This is a genomic window from Photobacterium kishitanii (assembly GCF_003026355.1).
Taxonomy (GTDB): domain Bacteria; phylum Pseudomonadota; class Gammaproteobacteria; order Enterobacterales; family Vibrionaceae; genus Photobacterium; species Photobacterium kishitanii.
Map to the genome: position 1 here is coordinate 26,749 of NZ_PYON01000013.1, position 22,882 is coordinate 49,630.

Below are 22,882 nucleotides of genomic sequence, written 5' to 3' on the forward strand. Positions count from 1 at the left end.
GAGGTATGACGATCATGGTTAAAGAAACCCAACTTAAAGTTGAAGCAATTAAAAACGGTACCGTTATCGATCATATTCCAGCAAATGTTGGCATTAAGATCCTGAAGTTATTCAATATTGATGGTACAAATGAACGCGTTACTATCGGTCTTAATTTACCGTCTTCAGCATTAGGAGCAAAGGATCTCATTAAAATTGAAAATGTGTTTGTGACAGAAGATCAAGCCAATCAATTAGCCCTTTATGCTCCTCAAGCTACCGTTAATCAAATTGAAAACTATACGGTAGTTAAGAAACTAAATTTATCGTTACCTGAGTTTATCAGTGCCATCTTTAAGTGCCCTAACAGCAACTGCATTTCACATGGTGAACCTGTTGCGAGTGGCTTTAAAGTTTTAACTAAAAAAGCCGATATTCAACTTAAGTGTAAATACTGTGAAAAAGTCTTTTCGCGTCAAATTGTGACTGAATGTAATAGTTAACATTCTCACTCGGTCATTTACCCAGCGATAGCTTATCCTTTATTGCTGGGTCTTTTTACCTCATAGGCTTTCAAGCATCTTACAGCGAATCCATAACGTAAACCGACATCACATTACTATCATTCACTGAAATAACTTAATATAACGTTTGTTATTTGGTGATAATGGTCATATCTCCGCTACATTATAATTGCTACCATCAATATGCAACAACACGCAAACAATAGCTACTACCTCATTATTGCTATACCGATAATCTATATTGCCTAATCTGTTATTGATCCATACCTTGCCAAGGAGTGACTTCGAATGGATACCCAGCTGCCTGCAATCGATGATAATTATTGTAATGATAATATGACATCTGCATGTAAACGCTTATTACAACAACAAAGTTTTACAACGCAAGATGATATTCGGCATCAATTAATTAAATTAGGCTTTAACGATATCAGTCAATCAACGGTATCACGGCTATTATTACGATTAGGGGTGACTAAGGTTCCTAATGCGACAGGTAAAAAAATTTATTGCCTAACCACTGAAAATGAACCGATTAAAATACATGCATCAATTGCGTCACAAATTGAATTTATTACTCATAATCAATTGGTTATTGTGATAAAAACCCACCCAGGTGGTGCACAATTGGTCGCTCGATTAATTGATATGCAACCCCATGTGGATATTTTAGGTACCATTGGCGGCAATGATACCGTTATGGTAGCGCCAAAAGATATTATGCGAATTAACCAATGCTTACAGGTTGTAAAGCAATATTTAGGTTTGAAATAGCCGCTGATATCAATGCTGGTGAGTTGAATATAGGCTTGATTGCCCCCATATTAGTTACCACTGAAAGGCTATTATTGAGCCTTTAAATGATCATAAAATAGGATAACTCATGACAAAAATTCTTCATACAGAGCAAGCTCCTGCAGCGATCGGTCCTTATGTACAAGGTGTTGATCTTGGTAACATGGTAATGACATCAGGTCAGATCCCTGTTAATCCACAAACAGGTGAAGTTGCAGAAGATATTGCTGCTCAAACACGTCAATCATTAGATAACGTTAAAGCAGTTGTTGAAGCATCAGGTCTGAGTGTTGCTGATATTGTAAAAATGACTGTATTCGTAAAAGATCTTAACGATTTTGGTGCTGTAAATGAGGTTTATGGTGCATTCTTTGATGAACATAAAGCGCCTTACCCAGCTCGCTCTTGTGTTGAGGTTGCACGTCTACCTAAAGATGTGAAAATTGAAATTGAAGCGATTGCTGTACGTAAATAATGCTCAAAAAAGCGATCACGAGACTGAAATCAGTGATCGCTTTTTTCTCCCGCTAGCACGCTAATATGCTTGTTCTACTGTCGCTAACACTTGCGCAAACCATGCCGTAAATAGCTGGGGGTTTTGATGTAATTGTTGTTGTAACTCAGCGATAGGCCACCATCGATATGCCATCACTTCAGCAGGATTTGGCGTAAATATCACCTCACTACCACTCGCAATCAAAACATGATCCAACTCATGTTCAATTAACTGTTGATCTAATTTAGCATAATAACAAAAATGGCCTACGTCCGTTAACGGGGTCGTCAATGTAATACCCATTTCTTCTTGTAAACGGCGAATACCAGCCTGATTAATCGTTTCACCCTGACGTGGATGAGAACAACAAGTGTTAGTCCATAAACCGCCGCTATGATATTTTTCTAAAGCACGTTGATGTAATAAATATTCACGTCCATTGGGAGTATCACGATAAAGCAATACTGAAAAAGCTAAGTGCAATGCACCATCACGGTGAGCCTGCATTTTTTCTTGTAGACCAAGCTCATGGCCCTCTTCATCTACTAATACTACATATTCTTCAGTCATAATTATCTTCTACTTCTATCACAAAATTCTGTTTATCGTTGTTTGATAACAATAAAACAAAACAAGGACATGTTTAAAAAACATGTCCTTGTTAATAACACTCGCATTATGTCTTTTAACTATAATTGTTAAGCGTTAAAAATAATCCGTATTAATGCTTATTGCGCTGAGCAACCTCTTGGTCTAACTCTGCTAGTTTTGCAGCCATCATTTTACGACTTTGAGTTAATAATTTACGAACATCTTCTTTTTCTAAACCAACAGTCGCAATCGGCTTCATAACCTCAACAATGACGACACCATTATCCCAACGATTAAGTTTTACTTTATCCGTTGAGCTACACACAATCGGTACAATCGGCACTTGAGCACCAATAGCAGCATGAAAAGCGCCAGTCTTAAACGGTAATAAGCCACGGCCACGAGAACGTGTACCTTCGGGGAACATCCACACAGACACTTTATTCTTTTTAATTTTATCAACAACTTGACCAATTGTGCCCACGGCTTTACTGCGATTTGCACGATCAATTAAGATATTACCCGTGATCCAGTATAGCTGTCCAAACAATGGAATCCACACTAAACTTTTTTTACCGACAGTCACTGTACGCTGCATAATTGCACCAGAAACGGTAAATAAATCATAAGTATTTTGATGGTTGGCAATATAAACCGCCGAACCTACTTGTTCAGCACCTTCAGCGTAACGGATCTCTAGCTTTATACCCAAGACACGTGACATTTTACTAAACAGTCGCCCAAAGGTATAAACATGTTTAGGATTTCGTGGGCTTAATAAACAATAACCACAGCCAAAGACAAAGGTTACGATGGCAAAAACTGCAATCGCAATCAGGCGCAAAATATAAATCATTCAAACACTCCTCAGCGTACAAGTGTGCGCTAGTATACCCACAGCAACGAAAATTACACCTGTTATGTGTATCCATTACTCAATAAACTACGACACAATTAACGCGAATAAATCATTAAAAAGCCCTCATAAATACGAGGGCTTTATTGTATATATAGCCGTAAATTAACTGTCAGTTAATTGCTCATCACTGAGTGTTTGTGGGGAATCAATTTCAATATCAGTAACGCGTTGCAATCCACGTGGCAACATTGATCCTCGACGACCGCGCTCACCACGGAAGTTTTCAAGATCACTCGGTTTTAAACCTAACTTACGTTTACCTGCATACAAAGTGACATGACTATCAGCAGTAAGAACCATTAGATAAGATAAGAACTCTTCACGAGATTTTGCTCGTGCTGATGGAATATTAATGATCTTATTACCCTTACCTTTACCTAATTGTGGCAAGTCTTTGATTGGGAATAACAACATTCGACCTTCATTGGTAATCGCCATAATTTGATCGCTATTAATATCGGCAATCGGCTGAGGCGGTAATACTAATGACTTTTCAGGTACCGTTAATAAGGCTTTACCGCTCTTATTTTTAGAAACCATGTCGCTGCTCTTACAGATGAAACCATAACCAGCATCCGATGCCATTAGCCATAGTTGATCATCATCAGCCATCATTACTTGGCGCATATTAGTGCCAGGAGTCAGATTTAAACGCCCAGTAATCGGTTCACCTTGGCTACGTGCCGATGGCAAAGTATGCGATTCAAGGGCATAGCTGCGACCATCAGAACCTAAGAATATAGCTGGTTGATTACTCTTACCACGCGCATGAGCGAGATAGTTATCACCTGATTTATAGTTAAGCGTAGTTGGATCAACCTCATGACCTTTAGCATGACGGATCCAGCCTTTGTCAGACAGTACTACAGTGATAGTTTCACTTGGAATCAAGTCACGCTCGGTCATAGCCTTAGCTTCGGCACGCTCAACCAATGGTGAACGACGATCATCACCATACTTTTCAGCATCTGCGATAATTTCTTTTTTGATTAAAGTATTTAAACGACGCTCAGAACCTAATAGCTTTTCAAGCTGCTCGCGCTCTTTAGCTAATTCATCTAATTCACCACGGATCTTAATTTCTTCAAGCTTAGCTAACTGACGCAATTTTATTTCTAAAATAGCATCGGCTTGAGTAACGCTTAAATCAAAACGTGACATTAATTCAGCTTTAGGATCATCTTCACTACGAATGATCTCAATCACTTCATCAATGTTTAAATAAGCCGCTAATAAGCCTTCTAAAATATGTAATCGAGCAATCACTTTATCAAGACGGTATTGCAAACGACGACGAACCGTACTACGACGATACTCAAGCCATTCTTTAATGATAGTCACCAAGCCTTTTACTTGTGGACGACCATCTAGACCCAGCATGTTAATGTTAGCTCGAAAACTTTTTTCTAAATCTGTCGAAGCAAACAAGTGATTCATCAATTGATCGCAATCAATTCGATTGGTACGTGGCACAATCACGATACGGGTTGGATTTTCATGATCAGATTCGTCACGTAAATCTTCTACCATTGGCAGTTTTTTTGCTCGCATTTGCGCGGCAATTTGCTCCAATAATTTGGCTCCTGATGTTTGATGAGGCAAGGCGGTAATAACAATATCACCATTTTCTTTATGCCAAATCGCACGCATTTTCACGCTACCACGGCCAGTGGCATACATCTTCTTTAAATCAGGTTTTGAGGTGATGATTTCAGCTTCAGTCGGATAATCTGGACCTTGGACAAATTCCATCAATTGATCAAGATCAGCGCTTGGATTCTCGATCATGTGTACCGCTGCATTAGCAACTTCACGCACATTATGCGGCGGAATATCCGTCGCCATACCAACCGCAATACCAGTAATACCATTTAATAAAATATGCGGTAACCGTGCCGGCAACATTTTTGGCTCAAGCATAGTACCGTCAAAGTTTGGTACCCAATCAGCGGTGCCTTGATTTATCTCAGCCAATAATACTTCTGAAAAACGCGATAAACGTGATTCGGTATAACGCATTGCAGCAAAAGATTTCGGATCATCCGGGGCACCCCAGTTACCTTGACCATCGACTAACGGATAACGATAGGAGAAAGGCTGCGCCATTAGCACCATCGCCTCATAACACGCAGAGTCACCGTGTGGATGGAATTTACCTAATACGTCACCAACAGTACGTGCTGATTTTTTATATTTCGCAGTAGCGTTCAAACCTAATTCAGACATCGCATAAATAATACGACGTTGTACTGGTTTTAAGCCGTCACCAATAAAAGGTAAGGCACGATCCATGATTACATACATGGAGTAGTTTAAATAAGCGTCTTCAGTAAACTTTCTAAGTGGAAGCTGTTCAACGCCATCCATAGAGACATCAGTCATCGTGAGATAATCCGTCTTAAATAATGCGATTCGGCAAACATAATGTTTGCCGATTTAAAATGATATACGTGTGAGGCGAATTAAACTTCCGCCAAATCGCCTTTGCTTTGTAACCAATGACGACGATCTTCTGCGCGTTTTTTACCTAGCAACATATCCATCATTTCATTAGTTTCACTATCATCATCAATAGTAAGCTGCACCAAACGACGGGTATTAGGATCCATAGTCGTTTCACGCAATTGCAGTGGATTCATTTCACCCAGACCTTTAAAGCGCTGCACGTTAACCTTGCCACGCTTACCTTTTAAACGCTCAAGAATGGCATTTTTTTCTGATTCATCAAGCGCATAAAATACCTCTTTACCTAAATCGATACGGTATAGCGGTGGCATAGCGATAAACACATGTCCAGCACGTACTAACGCTTCAAAGTGCTTCATAAACAAGGCACATAATAACGTTGCGATATGCAGTCCATCGGAGTCCGCATCGGCAAGGACACAGATTTTACCGTAACGAAGTCCACTTAAATCGCCACTATCAGGATCAATACCCAATGCGATTGAAATATTATGGACTTCTTCCGAAGCCAATACTTGATCAGATGACACTTCCCAAGTATTTAGTATTTTACCGCGCAACGGCATAATCGCTTGGAACATACGATCACGGGCTTGTTTCGCCGAACCACCCGCCGAATCACCTTCGACTAAGAATAGTTCAGTACGATTTAAATCTTGTTGTGAACAATCGGCTAATTTACCCGGTAAGGCTGGGCCTGAAGCTATTTTTTTACGAACAACTTTCTTACTAGCACGCATACGACGGTGAGCATTGGCAATGCAAACTTCTGCCAATAATTCAGCCAACTGTGGACGCTCATTAAGCCATAAGCTAAAGGCATCTTTTACTACGCCAGAGACAAATGCTGCACATTGACGTGACGATAAACGCTCTTTGGTTTGACCGGCAAACTGTGGATCCTGCATCTTTACAGATAGTACGTAAGCACAACGATCCCAAATATCATCAGCAGTCAGTTTCACTCCACGCGGTAATAAATTGCGGAATTCACAGAACTCACGCATCGCATCAAGCAAACCTTGGCGCAAACCATTAACATGCGTCCCCCCTTGCGCGGTAGGAATTAGGTTAACGTAACTTTCAGTGATCAGTTCACCACCTTCAGGTAGCCACAATAGCGCCCAATCAGCCGCTTCTGTTGCACCACTAAAGACACCAGTAAACGGCTCTTCTGGCAATAAGGTATAGCCTTTCACGCCTTCAGCCAGATAATCTTTTAGACCATCTTCATAGCACCAACGTATTGTTTCATCAGTAATTTTATTGGTAAATACTATTTCCAAACCGGGGCATAATACAGCCTTAGCTTTTAAATTACTTTTAAGACGAGTAACAGAAAATTTTGCACTATCAAAGTATTTAGGATTTGGCCAAAAATGAACTTTGGTTCCTTTTGCACGACGGCCACAAGTACCAATAACTTCTAATTCAGAGACTTTATCGCCATTTTCAAACGCGATTTGATAAACTTGACCATCACGTTTAACCGTTACTTCGACCCGATTAGAAAGGGCGTTTACAACCGAAATACCTACCCCGTGTAGACCACCTGAAAATTGGTAGTTTTTACCCGAGAATTTACCTCCGGCATGTAATTTACATAGGATAAGCTCAACTCCAGAAACACCTTCTTCTGGATGAATATCTACCGGCATACCACGACCATCATCAATCACTTCTAATGATTGATCGGTATGAAGAATGACTTCAACTTTACGGGCATGGCCAGCCAAGGCTTCATCGACACTGTTATCGATAACTTCTTGACCAAGGTGGTTAGGTCTTACCGTATCGGTATACATACCCGGACGGCGGCGTACTGGCTCAAGGCCATTTAGAACCTCAATGGCTCCAGCGTTATAGCTTTGATCTGTCATATCACGGAAATTTACGGGAAAATTTTGCAAACAATAGTCAGTAACCCTCGCGTTGTTGTCAAGCGGGAGTCTGCGGAAAACTCACATTCAGTGAGTCGCGTCTCTTTTCTATATTACGAAAAAGGGACGAAAACTGGGTATAGATTTTATGCTAATGCACATAACTTGATTTATAGGGTAGCCTATCTCGTTACTCAATGAACAGATAAGTCAGGTTATAACCCTAAGAATTGAAGAATGGTGGCGGGAAAACGTTCAAAATCACAAAAACTATGATCACCATTAGCTTCTATTGTTAGCCTACAGTGTGCATATTTTAATGCTGCTTGGCGATAATCAAGAACTTCATCACCTTGCTGTAATAACACCCATAGCCGTTGTGGCTGCGTGATATTTATAACTTCAAGTGCTTTCAAGTCATCAATGTGCTGAGCTTCTAGCACATAATTTTCACCGCTATATGGATTCTGCTGTGGTCCAAGGTAGTCAACTAACAGTTGATAAGGTTTAACGGCTGGATTAACTAATACGGCCGATAATTGATAACGCTCACTAAGCCACGTACTTAAATATCCCCCTAAAGAGCTACCGACAACACCAATCGTATAGTGGTCCTTATATTGCTCAACCAATTGCGCTAGATATTGACTAGCGTGAGCTGGATAACTCGGTAGCTGGGGTGCTATAACCTTGATATCAGGTCGATGCTGACGACAATAAGCCATCATTTGTTGGGCTTTCAATGATGATGGCGAACTATTGAAACCATGTAAATAAATTAATAATGATGGCATCAGTAACCTTCAGCATCAAGTTTAGGTTTAAATTGATCACCACTAATACGGTGGACACTAGTAATAATTTGTCCGTCTTTAGTTAATTCTAAATAACGCCAACCTGGGTTGTTATGATCTAACGCAAAATCATCAGAATCAGGCATAAACTGAATACAAGTCGATGGTGTCGCAAGCACACGTACACCATGGTAAGTTCGATCTAAATTTTGATGAATATGACCACATAGCACGGCTTTTACTTGTGGATGACAATCAATTACATCCCATAAACTACTGTTATTATGTAGTTGATGTTGATCTAACCACGCACTACCTGCTTCAAGCGGATGATGATGCAATAAAATTAAGGCATGTCGATCAGGATAACGTGCTAGAGCGGTATTTAATAATCCTAACTGTGCAGTACTTAGCTCACCATGTGGCACACCTTGTACTTGGCTATCGAGTAAAATCATTTGCCAATGATCCCCCACTAATACCTGCTGCTGTGGCTTAATCTGCTCACTCGGTAAAATGGATTGCATTGTTGGCTGAAAATCATGATTGCCCGGCAACCAAAAACACGGTTGTGACCAACGTGAAATACCATCAGCAAAACGCTGATAAGAGTAAGGGGTGTGATCTTGAGAAATATCACCCGTAGCAACGATGGCGTCAAAATGACGCGCAGCAATATCTACCCCATTAAGCACGGCATGAAAAATGTCTTTGGTTGCCACACCAAGCAAAGAGCCGGAACCATTGGCAAACAAATGAGTGTCGGTGATCTGCAGAAGAACCACACTTTCGGGGTTAGTCTGCGGCAGCGAATAGGTCTGCAAAACGTCAAAAACCTTGTCTATTCTGAGCAATTAAGTTCAATTAACAAACGGATTGTTTACTAAGCCCGTGGCGTAAACAATGCTTCAACCAGTCACCTAAGAAAAGGTTGACTTGATGTTTCTCATTTTTTTGATGCATACGCAAGTTAGGATAGTCATATATTGGCTTGAGACGAGAAATCTGCTGCGCAGCACACACTTCTGCGACCTTAGCATCATGATATAACCGTACCGTTAATAATGGTGCCAAGTAATCAGCAACCCTATCAATATCAACCAACCCTAGTGTTACCACTGTGGTGTAGCGGGTTGATTCAATAATTTTCAACTGATATGCATCATCACACACCAGGTATACTTGCGTATCTCCGACTTCATCGTTGCGAGGCAACAATGGTAAGAGTTTAGCGTAATTAGTTTCATACAAGCGCATTAGGCTTGTCAAATCAACAGTATACCTTTTATTCAAATCATTCCCCTAGGATTATAAAATAATTTATTTTATGGCTGCTGCAAACGTTGATGATGTAACTGCAACCATTGTAATGCGATAATCGTGGCCGCATTTTCAATTTTACCAGATTCTAACCATTGATAAGCCTGATTTCTAGAAACAACATGAACACGAATATCTTCTGATTCACTGGCTACGCCATGGATCCCTTGCGCTAAACGACTATCGACTTCGCTAATAAAAATATCAAGTACCTCTGAACAGCCACCTGAGCTGGACAAATAACGTGATATTTTCTCCGTTTTCCCTAGCACTAACCCCGATTCTTCAGTTGCTTCTCGGCGTACGACTTGCTCAGGAGATTCATTATCATGATCGAGCATACCTGCAACAATTTCTAACTGCCACGGCTGGCAATCAGCAGCCATCGCGCCAATTCTGAACTGTTCAATTAATACCACTTGATCACGTATCGGATCGTAAGGTAATACAGCTGCAGCATGACCGCGTTCAAACAGTTCGCGCTCAAATTCACCACTCCAACCACCAGCAAATAATCTGTGTCGTAAACGGTATTTAACCATTTTAAAAAAACCGTCATACACCGTTGTCGTCGATAAAACTTCAACATCTTGACGATTAAACGCTTGTTGCGAGGATGAATAATCTGATGTTTGATCCATACTTTTTATCCTTCGATGATAGATATCTATTAAAAGTTAACCAACTTCACGCGAGATAGCATTAAAATCAACTTATATCCCTTACAGTTATACTTTAAGTGTAATATTCCACTGCTAGTGTTTAAACAATTAAATATCATGTATCTTTTTGACACGCTGTTTATTAAATCGATTACAATAACCTAATAACCGAATGTAAAAATACAATCACTACGTAAAACTACGTAATGATCAGTTTCAAGCAAGGCTGCTTCAGGTAAACTGACGCTTGCACTATATTTATACATTCCCATTTTTGTCTGCAAGACCAGGAAAGGCATCCATGAAAAAATTGCTTCCAATCATTATCAGCCTTGCAATTGGCTCTATTAGTCAATCAGCATCGGCTGACGATCTCGCTCAGATTTATCAGCAAGCCAAGCAAAATGATCCACAACTTCTAAAAGCCGCGGCCGATAAAGATGCAGCTTTTGAAGCAATTAATTCTTCACGTAGTACCCTTTTGCCACAAATTAATCTTTCAGCTGGCTATAACACTTATTACCTTGATTCAAAAGCAGGCAAAGATAACGGTTTTACCGGTGGGGTTACGTTAAGCCAATCATTATATAACCGTGCTAGCTGGGTTGGCCTTGATATCGCTGAAAAAGAAGCTCGTCAAAGTGATGCAGCTTATGCCGTTACCCAACAAGGTCTTATTTTACGCGTTGCATCAGCGTATTTTAACGTTTTAAAAGCCAAAGATGATTTGAAATTTGGTGAGGCAGAAAAAGCAGCGGTTGGTCGTCAATTAGAGCAAATGAAACAACGCTTTGAAGTCGGTCTATCTGCAATCACTGATGTTTATGATGCCCAAGCTCAATACGATACTGTACTGGCTTCTATCATTGTAAAGAAAAACACTCTCGCCAATAGTTACGAAGAATTACGTGAAATTACGGGTCATGCATATTCGTCATTAGATCCATTAAATACCACGACCTTCTCAGCGAGCAAACCGCAACAAGTTGCTGATAACCTAGTTAAAGATGCTGAAACTGAAAACTTGACCTTATTAGCATCACGTATTGGTCAAGATATTGCTCGTGATAATATTTCACTGGCAGACTCTGGGCACCTACCAACATTATCATTTGAATCAGGTTATCAATACGACGATACCAGTGCGTTATCTAAACCTGATCAAGGTAATCTAAGCGCAGGTATTAAAATTGACTTGCCAGTTTACAGTGGGGGTAATACTAGCTCTCAAGTAAAACAAGCCCAATATAAATACGTCTCAGCAAGTGAAGATCTTGAAGCACAATACCGCACCGTGGTTAAAGATGTTCGTAACTACTACAACAACATTAATGCCACTATTGGTTCGATTAATGCTTATAAACAATCAGTCGTTTCAGCCAAGTCAGCATTAGAAGCAACTGAAGCTGGTTTTGATGTTGGTACGCGTACGATTGTTGATGTATTAAACTCAACCCGTAGCTTGTATTCTGCTAACAGTGAACTTGCAAATGCACGCTATGATTACATTCTAGCGCGCTTGCAGTTGAAACAAGCTGTCGGCACATTAAGCGAGCAAGATGTATTAGATATTAATTCAGGCTTAATCCAAACTAAATAAGCCGCAATAATTTCGATATAAAAAAAGCGCCTTTCGGCGCTTTTTTTATTGCAAATAATCCGGAGATTAACCACGTCCGCCACGAATGGCTTCAATGATTTTTGAGGTTGAACACCCATCTTCAAAATTAAGTACTAATACTTGACCACCAGCTGCTATAACTTCTTCACCACCAGCTATTTGTTCAGGAGTGTAATCACCACCTTTAACTAAAATGCTTGGTAGCACTTCACTGATTAATCGTTGCGGTGTTTCTTCAGTAAACGGAACCACCCAATCAACCGCACCTAAGCCAGCTAATACTGCCATACGGCGATCTTCTGGGTTAACTGGACGTCCAGGACCTTTCAAGCCTTTAACTGAATCATCAGAGTTAACAGCGACAATCAAGCGATCACCGAGTTTTGCCGCTTCGGTTAAGTAAGCAACATGCCCTGCATGAAGAATATCAAAACAACCATTGGTCATTACAACGGTTTCACCACGGGCTCGAGCGGCTTTCACTGCATCAACTAACATTGGCTCAGAAATAACCCCAAAGCCACTATCTTGGCTACCGTGAATAGCTTCAGTTAACTCAATCGTTGATAAGGTTGAGGTACCTAACTTCGCCACAACGACACCAGCAGCAGCATTCGCGAGCTTACATGAATCAGATAACGACTTACCCGCTGACAATGACGCCGCTAACACTGAAATAACGGTATCACCGGCACCCGTTACATCATAAACCTCTTGCGCTAAAGTCGGCATATGTAATGGCTCACAGCCTTTTTCAAGTAGCGTCATTCCATGTTCAGAACGAGTAACTAACAACGCTTCAAAATCAAACTGCTCAATCAAAGCCATGCCTTTATCGACCAATTCTTGTTCTGAATTAACACTACCAACAACGGCTTTAAACTCAGATAAATTCGGCGTTAATAACGTTGCGCCACGATAACGCTCAAAATCGGTGCCTTTAGGATCAATCAAAACTGGCAGTTTTGCAGCACGAGCCAATTGAATCATAGACTGTACATGTTCCAACGCACCTTTGGCATAATCAGACAAAATAACCGCTTTTGCGTTCGCCAGCGCAGGCTGCATACGTTCAAGTATTAGCGCTGGATCAACATTCTGAAAACCTTCTTCAAAGTCTAATCGAATTAACTGCTGACCACGGCTCATCACCCGTAATTTGGTAATCGTTGGATATTCAGCCAATGCAACGAAATCACTGCTCACATTTAGTGACGACAATTTTTCGGTTAACGCACGTGCTGGCTCATCGGTACCGGTTAAGCCAATCAATTTGGCGTGACCACCTAACGCAGCAATATTCATCGCCACGTTCGCTGCACCACCTGGGCGCTCCTCAATTTGATCAACCTTAACCACCGGCACTGGCGCTTCTGGTGAAATACGTTCAGTCGGCCCTGTCCAATAGCGATCTAACATTACATCGCCAACAATCAATACCTCAGCGTGGTTATAATCAGGCAGCGTCAGTTTCATTTCTTTCTCCGGGAATATGGAAACGTTCGAATATTAGCATAAACTAAAATCGAGGGGCATTCGGATAACAGTTAAACCGCATTAGGTTCTAGCCATTGCTGCCATACTTGCTCAACAATATTGCGCATCTCAACAAACTGTTGTTGATCGACATAGGCGGCTAACCCTAACAAACTCAATCGATGAATCGCATTACGCATATCACAATAGGCTTGCTGTAATTGTTCAGCAGTCATGCTATCAAGAATACCGTTATTCGCCAGTGATTCAAAAATACGAACATTATCAGACCAGCGCGTTAAAGCGGGTTGCTGATGAGCATAAGCTAACACGAAATACTGCGCTAAAAACTCAATATCGGTAATGCCACCTTGGTCTTGTTTCAAACCAAACATTCCCGCTTTTTTCTTGCCTAAATGGTTACGCATTTTATGCCGCATTGCCGCAACATCTGCCGCTAGTTGAATTCGATCACGCGCGATAGTTAATACTTGCTGGCGTACGTCTGCAAATGCCATACGCAATACTTCATCGCCGTACACCATCCGTGCGCGTACTAATGCTTGATGCTCCCATGTCCATGCTTGTTGCTGTTGATACTCAGCAAAAGCATTAACAGTGGTGACTAATAATCCAGAGGCACCTGATGGCCGTAAACGCATATCAACTTCATACAACACTCCTGATGCTGTTCGTGTTGAGAATAAATGAATAATCCGCTGGGCTAAGCGCAAATAAAACTGTCGCCCATCGATTTCTTTACTACCGATGGTATAAACATTATCAGGGCAATCATGGACAAACACTAAATCAAGATCTGAGCCATAGCCCAGTTCCCAGCCGCCAACTTTGCCATAACCAATCACCGCAAAACCTTTACTTTGTCGCTCTAATAAGTGGCTTGGTTCACCATATTTTGCTGCTATTTGTAACCAAGCTTGATTAACTACCGCTGCAACAATCGCTTCAGCAAGATAGGTTAAGTGATCACTTACTTTCATCAATGGCAGCACACCTGCAATATCTGCGGCTGCTATACGAAGTAATTGAGTTTGTTTAAACTGGCGAATGGCTTCCATCTGCTGTTCCATATCCTCTTCTGGAATACGGGCAAGATATTCACGCAATTCATCTTGATAGCTAGTCAGTTCTGTTGGTTGGTACAAATGCTGTGGATCAAGCAATTCATCTAATAATAATGGGTATAACGCTAATTGCTCTGCCACCATCGGACTAGCCGCACATAATCGAATCAGCTGCTTAAGTGCGATTGGATGCTCAGTCAATAACTCTAAATATGTAGTACGGGTTGCAATACGGATAATCAATTTGGTTAATCGCGGCAGCAGCTGGACAGCATCATCCCGTAACACTACTTGCGCTAAAATTTCAGGCATTAATGTCGCTAACGCTTCACGTCCACGCGGACCTAAAGTACGTTTAAAAAGTTCATGCTTAAAAGACAGTAAATTCTGAGCTTGAAGCTGTTGCTCGGGAGCATCTATTTCAGCCAAAATACTCAGCAATACATCTTCATTCGTCACCATTGCCCACATTTCATGGTACTGCGTCGCCACCTCTTGCTGGCTATCTTGATCATCATGTCCAATAATATCGTCGAAAATTGCGTGAATAGCTGCCATATGCTGATCGGTTGTGGTCATTAATGATGCCCAATCAGGCTCAGTCATTACACATGCCAGTCGCGCTTGATCAAGCGGCTTATCAGGCAGGGTTTGAGTTTGTTTATCATCAATAGCTTGTAATAAGTTTTCTAATCGACGTAAGTGACAATAACCCGTCGTTAAAGTATCGACATCAGCTTGAGGTAACAAAGCCAACTCTTTAATCGCCGTTAAAGTCGGTAATAGGCCACGCTCACGTAAGCTTGGCTCGCGTCCACCACGAATTAATTGAAAAGATTGAGCAATAAATTCCACTTCACGAATACCACCCGCCCCCAACTTAATATTGTTGGTAAGCCCTCGGCGGCGAACTTCACTGCCAATCATTGCTTTCATACGGCGTAGCGACTGAATAGCACTAAAATCGATATAACGTCGAAATACAAACGGTCGCAGCATTTGACGTAAGCCTTGGTATTGGCTGAAGCTTTCTTTACCCATTACCCTTGCTTTTATCATCGCATAACGTTCCCAATCACGACCTTGCTCTTGGTAATAATCTTCTAATGCAGCATAGCTCATGACTAACGGACCACTGTCGCCAAAAGGACGCAAGCGCATATCAACTCGGTAACAAAAACCATCATAAGTGATTTGATCAAGGGCTTTGATCAACCGTTGCCCTAAGCGAGTAAAAAACTGGGCATTAGCAAGGCTACGACGACCACCTACCGTTTCGCCATTTTCAGGATAGGTAAAAATAAGATCAATATCTGAGGAAAAGTTCAGCTCACCACCGCCAAGTTTACCCATACCTAAAATGAGCATTGGCTGTGGTTCACCTTGGTCATTCATTGGCGTGCCCCACTCGGTGCAGCACTGACGATAAAGCCAATGATAAGCTTCCATAATCAATGCTTCTGCCAATTGCGATAAACTGGCTAAGCTATGCTCCAACGCGACTCGTGAACTAAAATCTTGCCACGCAATGAGGGTCATATAGCGACGTCTAAAGTGACGTAAACTGCGCATTAAACCAGCTTCATCGGTTACTTGAGCAAGTTGCTGACTCAATAATTGACGATAATCAATCTCCAAGCAGCACTGACGATGTTCGAATAGCCATTCAAGTAATTTGGCATCTTGCTGTAAAGAAGCGCTAATAAAATCACTCAATCCCAACATGGCATATAACTCGTCTTTGGCCTCTCCTTGCCATAATGCCAGCTGTTGTGGATGTTGCTGGGCTAATTTTTCCCATGCTAAATCTGCCGCGGCTAATAAGTCGCTGCAATGACTAATGGTTGGATATGATTTTTCGGTCGCCATGCGCTGTCCTTGAACAAGTAACTCGATAAAGAGCTCTAATTTAGCATACAAAAACGCCCATCAAACGATGGGCGTTATAATTTATTTTATTGAGCAAGCTACTCTTTACTTACACTTTAAAAGTATCTATTTTTGCTTCCAAATCACTCGCTTGCTGATGCATTTCCACTGCGGTTTGAGTCAACTCTGTCACCACACCCACCGAGCCGTCGACTAATTCCCGTACATTGGTTAAGTTCATATTCATCTCATCAGCAACGGTACTTTGTTGTTCAGCAGCAGCGGCTATCTGAAAGTTCATATCATTAATCTGCTGAATTTGTTCGACAATCTTATTTAATTCATCTCCAGCACTGGTAACAAGATCAACCCCTTCAGTCGCTTCAACGACACTACGCTCCATTAATGTTACCGCTTGCTGAGCACTTTGCTGCAATTGGGCGATCATATCTTGAATTTCAACCGTGGCAGTTTGTGTCCGCTGAGCTAGATTACGTACTTCATCCGCAACAACAGCAAAACCGCGCCCAGCATCCCCCGCACGTGCAGCTTCAATCGCGGCATTAAGTGCTAATAAATTGGTTTGCTCTGAAATACTTTGAATCGTCACAATCACTGAGCTTATTTTATCAACCCGTGTCTCTACTTGATTTACAGCGGCGGCTGACTGGGTAATATCATTCGATAATTGGTTAATCGTCACCATCGTTCGACTAACAAACTTTTGTCCTTGCGCTGCTTGTTCCGAAGTATCAAGGGTTGCATTAGACGCATCACGGGCATGACCTGCAACAGTTTGTACTGTCGATGTCATTTCTGCCATCGCTGAAGCTAATTGATCAATTTCAGCAAACTCTTCTTGGGCAGATTCCTTAGTTTGCTCCATCATTAACGACATAGTTTCAGCTGCTTGTGAAAGCGTAGTTGCGGCCTGACGTTGGGCAACAAATACCGCAGTTAACTGACAACGACCTTGCTCAAGCTCACGACTTAACTCACCAAATTCATCACGACAATCCATTAGCATTGGTTGCGATAAATCATTATTTGCCAATGCTTGAATACTTTGCTTTAAGCAACCGATCTGGCGCAACATAATTCTCGACACCAGCAACAAAATCACGATAAAAATCACCGTGATCAATGCGGTTTGCCATACTATCTGGATTAAATATTGCTGATAATGATTTAACGCCTGTGCATTAGATTGATAACTAATTACCGCTAAATTTAAGCTTGGGAGCTTAACAATATAACCATAACCTTGCTCATCTTGCAGCGCAAATGGCTGTTGGGTTTGATTAGTCTTAATAAGACTGCTGAGGGTTTGGCCACTTTGCAATGGCTGTTTAAGATTAATTATCTGATTAAGCTTAGACTGAGCAAGCTTTTTATCATTACTATAATCAATAACGTATACACCATTATTAGCCACTGTTGCTGCTAATGCTTGTTCAGCTAAAGTAAAATCTTGGTTTTCAATAGCCATTAACGCCGTTAAGGTCTGAGCATTAGATTGCGCTAATTGTTGGACTTTATCTTGCTGATTGACGATAACCGATTGATAGAATAACTCGACATTCCACAACTGCTTACCAATTAACAACAGCAAACTAACCACGATTAGTAATATCAGTTTGGGTCTTAACTTAAGATTTGTTAACCACTTTTCCCACGGCTTAAACATTAGCGCTGCCATTTATCTTCTCCATAGTGCTAACGTTTAAACCCTTCACATTTATAGTGACAGCGTTATTCGTAAGCCAGTAATATCGCCAATTAGCATCATTGCTTTGTTCTCATGGTTAGTTATCGACATCAAAGGTTAAATATTTAGTCGCGACTCAAACATACCGTTCAAAATATGATCTACGCCACATGCAATTGTTGTTGTTGCAAAACTTATCGTTAACCCACATACAACAACGCCCCGCATAAAGCGAGGCGTTGTTATTAGATACCAATTTTTCTCCGTATTAAGTTATGGCCAGTAAGGCGTCAACTCGATACTAATATGGCGCGTTTGACTCATTGCATGTAGTAATGATTCTTCTTGACGCTGTAACCATTTTTCTACTTGTGCTAAATCATCCCCTTCAAATAAAGGTAATAACCGCCTAATTGGTTCTAATTCGCGTAAATCTTCTAAACCTTGTAATAAATCTAGCCATGGCATTCTAAAACAAGCACGGCGTTCTTCATCATACAAACCAGCAAAAGCAATTCCGCTCATCAAATTACGTACTAAACGTGGTTTTTGATCAAGATAATCAATCCGACTAAGTTGTCGTTCAGCCGGAAAAACATCAAGTAACTCAGACCATGAACGAGTTAACATATTATCTGCAAACGGTTTCACGGGAGCGGCCAACTTATCACGTGACTTATCATCAAGGAATGGCTGCCAACCTCGACTTAAAATCCAGCGACTTAAATCAAGTAATAAGCCACAGTAGCGAGCTGATCGCATTAATTGGATCATATCTTCGCTATCAGGTAATTGGGTATAACGAAGATCCAATTGCTGCTGTAACTCTTTGCGAACATTAAGCTTACGGAGTATATGGGCTTTATCGTCAACCAACTCTTGAATGCTATTCGCTTCTTCTAGCCAATCAAGCTCACCTTCTAACCATTGCAATTCTTGGCGTAACAAGGCACTGGCACGACGTGGAATAATGCCGCCAAAAGTTGCAAATGTTTGACGTAATAAACTCAATGCTTGTGAAATTTGTACTAACGCTTGCGGATCTTGGCGCTCGACGTAAATTTGCTCATGATATAGCCAATGTTCTAGCGCGTGCTCAAGCGTATTAATGAACGTTGTTTCAACTGAGTCTTGAACAGTTGTTTCAACAAACACCAACGGCTTAATCGGATCGCCTTGATAATCAGCAGCAAGTCGGTAGCCACGAGCAGCCTTGCTAAGATTACCTAATCGCATGCCACCATCAGTGCATAATTCACGCGCTAAAGTAAATAAAGCATCTGTTTGACCTGATTTAAGCTCTAATTCCACTTCACAAATTGGCGAACGTTTATCATCAACACTCACTTCACCATGATCAAATGCTAATTCAATTTGGCTACCATCAGGCATCGCCACTAACCATTGCTGGCGTATAAAATCAGTACTAAATAATGGCTGAATTTGCTGCTGTACCGCAACCACATCAAAGTCCTGTGGCCAAGCATCCATCGGATGGAGTGCTAAACTTGGTTCAGTACTATTTACTTCAACATTGTATTCAGGACGCTGATGTAATCCAGCTACAACGCGGCCTGCCGTTTTCAATGTTTGAACAAACACATCATCAAAACGACGAATACGTAAACCAATATCATGCTGGCGCAATAATTGATCTGGGGTGTCAAAATAAACATTACCCAGCTCGCGACGACTCTGTTGCAGAATTTTAGCTGCGGAAATTTTATCCAATAGCTGCTTTGAAAATTCTGGTAAGACAAAAAACTTCAGTTCTATCTCGGTTTCCATAGTTATACCTATAAACAGTGGCAAACCAAGGATATTTGCTTATTCACTCAAGGGCAAGTGAGAAATATCAATAAAACCTTGATCAAAACTGGTTCCACTATACTCTTTAATACGTTAACATGCGCGATTCAATGACCATCGCTCAAGATTTAGCCTTATTCGGGCGCTCTTTAGGTTGATCGGCTATGCCAGTAAATACAATAATGGGGCTCTTTGCAAAATCCCCAATCAAACCACTACAACGTCATGTTATTCGCGTAACTGAATGTTGTGATCTGCTTATCCCGTTCTTTGAAGCATGTAATGCTGGAGACTGGGAAAAGGCGGCTATTTTACGCGAACAAATCTCGCAACTTGAAAAAGATGCGGATGTGCTTAAGCGTGAGATCCGTCTGAAGCTTCCTCGTGGTCTTTTCATGCCAGTAGATCGTACTGATATGTTAGGACTGTTAACCCAGCAGGATAAATTAGCTAACCTCTCCAAAGATATCGCTGGTCGAGTCTTAGGACGTAAGCTACAGATGCCTGCTATCATGTACCCAGATTTTGTGGCATACATTCAACGTTGTTTAGACGCAGCTGATCAAGCTCGCCGTGTAATCAATGAACTGGATGAATTACTCGAAACTGGTTTCAAAGGCAGAGAAGTGACGCTTGTTGCCGAAATGATTAATCAGCTAGATGTTATCGAAGACGATACCGATGCTATGCAGGTTGTCTTACGTCAACAATTAATGTCCATCGAAGACCAACACAGCCCGGTGGATGTCATGTTCCTGTACAAAATTCTCGAGTGGGTAGGCGCAATTGCTGATCAAGCACAGCGGGTCGGCTCACGTTTAGAAATTATGCTCTCGCGTTCTTAATAACGGGAATTAAACAAAACAAGGTTTTACAATGGAAATCCTGGCTAACTACGGCACTCTATTAATTGGAGTGGCAGCTTTTTTTGGTCTTTTGATGGCGATTGGTATTGGTGCAAATGATGTTGCCAATGCCATGGGTACTTCAGTTGGTTCAAAAGCACTTACAGTAAAACAAGCGATCATCATTGCGATGATTTTTGAATTTGCAGGTGCTTATCTTGCAGGTGGTGAAGTTACCGATACTATTCGCAAGGGTGTTATCGAAACTTCTCTATATGCAGCCCACCCTGAAACCCTCGTTTTTGGCATGATGTCAGCGCTTCTTGCTGCTGGTACATGGCTACTTGTCGCTTCTTTTATGGGCTGGCCTGTTTCAACAACACACTCAATTATCGGTGCTATCATCGGTTTTGCTTGTGTGTCAGTTGGCACCAATGCAGTGGATTGGCATTCAATCCAAGGTATTGTGGGTAGCTGGTTAATTACACCGCTTATTGCCGGTATATTTGCGTATCTGATTTTTATCAGTGCTCAAAGATTAATCTTTGATACTGATAACCCGATGAAAAATGCAAAACGTTTCGTTCCTGTTTATATGTTTATCACGGCGATGGTCATTGCATTGGTAACAATTAAGAAAGGTCTGAAGCATATAGGTTTGCATTTATCGACAGGTGAAGCTTGGATCGCATCCATTGGTGTCTCTTTGGTTATCATGATTGTAGGTTACTTCTACATTCAGCGTAAATATGCTGATGATGATCTAATTGATAGCAATGGTTATGCTGGTGTGGAAAGTGTATTTAGCGTATTGATGGTTGTTACTGCGTGTGCGATGGCATTTGCCCATGGTTCAAACGACGTAGCAAATGCAATTGGTCCACTATCAGCGGTTGTTTCAACCATTGAACACTCAGGACAAATTGCAGCGCAAAGCCAAATCGCATGGTGGATCCTTCCACTAGGTGGTATTGGTATCGTCATCGGTCTAGCTACTCTTGGTCATAAAGTAATGGCTACCGTAGGTACAGGCATCACAGAGTTAACACCGAGCCGTGGTTTTGCTGCTCAGTTAGCAACAGCATCAACTGTTGTACTAGCATCAGGCACAGGTTTACCTATCTCAACCACACAAACTCTTGTTGGTGCGGTATTGGGTGTAGGTTTCGCTCGCGGCATTGCTGCTCTTAACCTTGGTGTTGTTCGCAACATCGTTGCATCATGGATTGTGACTTTACCAGCAGGTGCATTACTTGCTGTCATTTTCTTCTACATTATGCAAGCATTATTTAGTTAAATAGTGGCAGAGTTCAAAGAGAGAGGTCTCCCCCTCTCTCTTTTCTTGCTCCCTTCCTTTAAAGCTCTTACTATCCTCGATCCCAACCATTTCAGGTTCATCAAGGATCCGATAGTGAAGCACCTCATAAGCTTTTTTTTGTTCTGTTGTACACTAATTAGCCCGATAGCTAATGCTGAACAAGCTCATTATATTTCTGATAACTTATTTACTTACCTACTAAAAGGTCCAGGTAACCAATACCGCATTGTCGGTAGTGTTAATGCTGGCTCACCTGTAACAGTATTAGAAACCAATAAAAACTATAGCCATATTACCGATGACCGAGGTCGTAGTGGCTGGGTTGAATCTAAGTTTCTTTCTACCGATGTCGCACTCAAAGAGCGTTTACCGGTTCTAGAAGCTGAACTTACAACAGTAAAAGCGCAGCTTGCCGAGGCACTAACAAGTAATAACGCCCAAAATAGCGAACTCAATAAAACGTTGGTTCAACGTAATAGCCAAATTAACCAATTTGAAACCCGTAATAATCAATTACAAAACGAACTAACGATTGCTCAAGATGAAGTGCGTACTTTACGTGCCAAAATTGATACTCAAAAAGATGACCTGTTGATGAGGTGGTTTACTTATGGCGGGCTAGTCGCTGGAGCAGGGTTGTTATTTGGATTACTGTTACCACATATCACACCTCGTCGTCGCAAACGTACCAATGGCTGGGCGTAAGCAACCACTTAGTGTTATTT

General features: G+C 41.3%; 19 protein-coding genes. 7 read left to right on the forward strand and 12 right to left on the reverse strand.

Annotation, left to right across the window (positions count from 1 at the left end):
• Positions 1–14: 14 nt before the first annotated feature.
• The 3 genes from pyrI (at position 15) to C0W29_RS14910 (ending at position 1,773) form a co-directional block, all read left to right on the forward strand.
• On the forward strand, positions 15–482 hold the full coding sequence (pyrI, locus tag C0W29_RS14900; protein ID WP_036796118.1) for an aspartate carbamoyltransferase regulatory subunit: 468 nt from the start codon (positions 15–17) through the stop codon (positions 480–482).
• Positions 483–791: 309 nt separating this feature from the next.
• Entirely contained in the window at positions 792–1,277 is a 486-nt protein-coding gene (locus C0W29_RS14905) for an arginine repressor (protein ID WP_036796119.1), read from the forward strand.
• Between the two features lie 109 nt (positions 1,278–1,386).
• Positions 1,387–1,773 carry a RidA family protein gene (locus C0W29_RS14910; RefSeq protein WP_045041803.1) on the forward strand — a complete coding sequence of 129 codons (387 nt, stop codon included), beginning with the start codon at positions 1,387–1,389 and terminating at the stop codon, positions 1,771–1,773.
• Positions 1,774–1,833: 60 nt separating this feature from the next.
• On the opposite strand, the gene idi is transcribed toward C0W29_RS14910, so the two are convergent.
• From idi to nudF, 8 genes are all read right to left on the reverse strand, one after another.
• Positions 1,834–2,364, reverse strand: a complete 531-nt coding sequence (idi, locus tag C0W29_RS14915; RefSeq protein ID WP_045041802.1) for an isopentenyl-diphosphate Delta-isomerase — start codon at positions 2,362–2,364, stop codon at positions 1,834–1,836.
• A gap of 151 nt (positions 2,365–2,515) precedes the next feature.
• A complete protein-coding gene (locus tag C0W29_RS14920; RefSeq protein WP_045041801.1) occupies positions 2,516–3,241 on the reverse strand; it encodes a 1-acylglycerol-3-phosphate O-acyltransferase in 726 nt (241 codons plus the stop codon).
• A gap of 165 nt (positions 3,242–3,406) precedes the next feature.
• Entirely contained in the window at positions 3,407–5,686 is a 2,280-nt protein-coding gene (parC, locus tag C0W29_RS14925; RefSeq protein ID WP_045045342.1) for a DNA topoisomerase IV subunit A, read from the reverse strand.
• Between the two features lie 80 nt (positions 5,687–5,766).
• Positions 5,767–7,650: a DNA topoisomerase IV subunit B gene (gene parE / locus C0W29_RS14930; RefSeq protein WP_036796126.1), complete on the reverse strand. Its 1,884-nt coding sequence runs from the start codon at positions 7,648–7,650 to the stop codon at positions 5,767–5,769.
• 215 nt (positions 7,651–7,865) lie between these two features.
• Entirely contained in the window at positions 7,866–8,444 is a 579-nt protein-coding gene (gene yqiA / locus C0W29_RS14935) for an esterase YqiA (RefSeq protein ID WP_045045343.1), read from the reverse strand.
• Positions 8,444–9,268, reverse strand: a complete 825-nt coding sequence (cpdA, locus tag C0W29_RS14940; protein WP_045045344.1) for a 3',5'-cyclic-AMP phosphodiesterase — start codon at positions 9,266–9,268, stop codon at positions 8,444–8,446. Before cpdA ends, yqiA begins: the two co-directional genes overlap by 1 nt.
• Positions 9,269–9,308: 40 nt before the next feature.
• Positions 9,309–9,737 carry a DUF1249 family protein gene (locus tag C0W29_RS14945; RefSeq protein ID WP_080895427.1) on the reverse strand — a complete coding sequence of 143 codons (429 nt, stop codon included), beginning with the start codon at positions 9,735–9,737 and terminating at the stop codon, positions 9,309–9,311.
• Positions 9,738–9,769: 32 nt separating this feature from the next.
• The gene (gene nudF / locus C0W29_RS14950) at positions 9,770–10,405 is read right to left on the reverse strand and encodes an ADP-ribose diphosphatase (protein WP_045041797.1); all 636 of its coding nucleotides are present in this window, start codon (positions 10,403–10,405) and stop codon (positions 9,770–9,772) included.
• 322 nt (positions 10,406–10,727) lie between these two features.
• Between nudF and tolC the strand changes: the two genes are divergently transcribed.
• Positions 10,728–12,026, forward strand: a complete 1,299-nt coding sequence (gene tolC / locus C0W29_RS14955; protein WP_045041796.1) for an outer membrane channel protein TolC — start codon at positions 10,728–10,730, stop codon at positions 12,024–12,026.
• A gap of 66 nt (positions 12,027–12,092) precedes the next feature.
• On the opposite strand, the gene hldE is transcribed toward tolC, so the two are convergent.
• The 4 genes from hldE to C0W29_RS14975 form a co-directional block, all read right to left on the reverse strand.
• Positions 12,093–13,523, reverse strand: a complete 1,431-nt coding sequence (gene hldE, locus C0W29_RS14960; protein WP_045041795.1) for a bifunctional D-glycero-beta-D-manno-heptose-7-phosphate kinase/D-glycero-beta-D-manno-heptose 1-phosphate adenylyltransferase HldE — start codon at positions 13,521–13,523, stop codon at positions 12,093–12,095.
• A gap of 71 nt (positions 13,524–13,594) precedes the next feature.
• Positions 13,595–16,477 (reverse strand): bifunctional [glutamate--ammonia ligase]-adenylyl-L-tyrosine phosphorylase/[glutamate--ammonia-ligase] adenylyltransferase, encoded by a 2,883-nt coding sequence (gene glnE, locus C0W29_RS14965; RefSeq protein WP_045045345.1) that lies wholly within the window; start codon positions 16,475–16,477, stop codon positions 13,595–13,597.
• A 109-nt stretch (positions 16,478–16,586) separates the two neighbouring features.
• A complete protein-coding gene (locus tag C0W29_RS14970) occupies positions 16,587–18,176 on the reverse strand; it encodes a methyl-accepting chemotaxis protein (RefSeq protein ID WP_045045346.1) in 1,590 nt (529 codons plus the stop codon).
• 282 nt (positions 18,177–18,458) lie between these two features.
• Entirely contained in the window at positions 18,459–19,973 is a 1,515-nt protein-coding gene (locus tag C0W29_RS14975) for a CYTH and CHAD domain-containing protein (RefSeq protein ID WP_036796136.1), read from the reverse strand.
• Between the two features lie 185 nt (positions 19,974–20,158).
• Between C0W29_RS14975 and C0W29_RS14980 the strand changes: the two genes are divergently transcribed.
• From C0W29_RS14980 to C0W29_RS14990, 3 genes are all read left to right on the forward strand, one after another.
• Positions 20,159–20,839: a TIGR00153 family protein gene (locus tag C0W29_RS14980; protein WP_036796137.1), complete on the forward strand. Its 681-nt coding sequence runs from the start codon at positions 20,159–20,161 to the stop codon at positions 20,837–20,839.
• Between the two features lie 31 nt (positions 20,840–20,870).
• On the forward strand, positions 20,871–22,136 hold the full coding sequence (locus tag C0W29_RS14985; RefSeq protein ID WP_036796139.1) for an inorganic phosphate transporter: 1,266 nt from the start codon (positions 20,871–20,873) through the stop codon (positions 22,134–22,136).
• 114 nt (positions 22,137–22,250) lie between these two features.
• The gene (locus tag C0W29_RS14990; RefSeq protein ID WP_045045347.1) at positions 22,251–22,862 is read left to right on the forward strand and encodes a TIGR04211 family SH3 domain-containing protein; all 612 of its coding nucleotides are present in this window, start codon (positions 22,251–22,253) and stop codon (positions 22,860–22,862) included.
• Positions 22,863–22,882: the final 20 nt, after the last annotated feature.

Bases quoted from the DNA above. Each gene is read 5' to 3' on its own strand.
- pyrI (WP_036796118.1), top strand. From the start codon at position 15: ATGGTTAAAGAAACCCAACTTAAAGTTGAAGCAATTAAAAACGGTACC.
- C0W29_RS14905 (WP_036796119.1), top strand. From the start codon at position 792: ATGGATACCCAGCTGCCTGCAATCGATGATAATTATTGTAATGATAAT.
- C0W29_RS14910 (WP_045041803.1), top strand. From the start codon at position 1,387: ATGACAAAAATTCTTCATACAGAGCAAGCTCCTGCAGCGATCGGTCCT.
- idi (WP_045041802.1), bottom strand. From the start codon at position 2,364: ATGACTGAAGAATATGTAGTATTAGTAGATGAAGAGGGCCATGAGCTT.
- C0W29_RS14920 (WP_045041801.1), bottom strand. From the start codon at position 3,241: ATGATTTATATTTTGCGCCTGATTGCGATTGCAGTTTTTGCCATCGTA.
- parC (WP_045045342.1), bottom strand. From the start codon at position 5,686: ATGACTGATGTCTCTATGGATGGCGTTGAACAGCTTCCACTTAGAAAG.
- parE (WP_036796126.1), bottom strand. From the start codon at position 7,650: ATGACAGATCAAAGCTATAACGCTGGAGCCATTGAGGTTCTAAATGGC.
- yqiA (WP_045045343.1), bottom strand. From the start codon at position 8,444: ATGCCATCATTATTAATTTATTTACATGGTTTCAATAGTTCGCCATCA.
- nudF (WP_045041797.1), bottom strand. From the start codon at position 10,405: ATGGATCAAACATCAGATTATTCATCCTCGCAACAAGCGTTTAATCGT.
- tolC (WP_045041796.1), top strand. From the start codon at position 10,728: ATGAAAAAATTGCTTCCAATCATTATCAGCCTTGCAATTGGCTCTATT.
- hldE (WP_045041795.1), bottom strand. From the start codon at position 13,523: ATGAAACTGACGCTGCCTGATTATAACCACGCTGAGGTATTGATTGTT.
- glnE (WP_045045345.1), bottom strand. From the start codon at position 16,477: ATGGCGACCGAAAAATCATATCCAACCATTAGTCATTGCAGCGACTTA.
- C0W29_RS14970 (WP_045045346.1), bottom strand. From the start codon at position 18,176: ATGGCAGCGCTAATGTTTAAGCCGTGGGAAAAGTGGTTAACAAATCTT.
- C0W29_RS14975 (WP_036796136.1), bottom strand. From the start codon at position 19,973: ATGGAAACCGAGATAGAACTGAAGTTTTTTGTCTTACCAGAATTTTCA.
- C0W29_RS14980 (WP_036796137.1), top strand. From the start codon at position 20,159: ATGCCAGTAAATACAATAATGGGGCTCTTTGCAAAATCCCCAATCAAA.
- C0W29_RS14985 (WP_036796139.1), top strand. From the start codon at position 20,871: ATGGAAATCCTGGCTAACTACGGCACTCTATTAATTGGAGTGGCAGCT.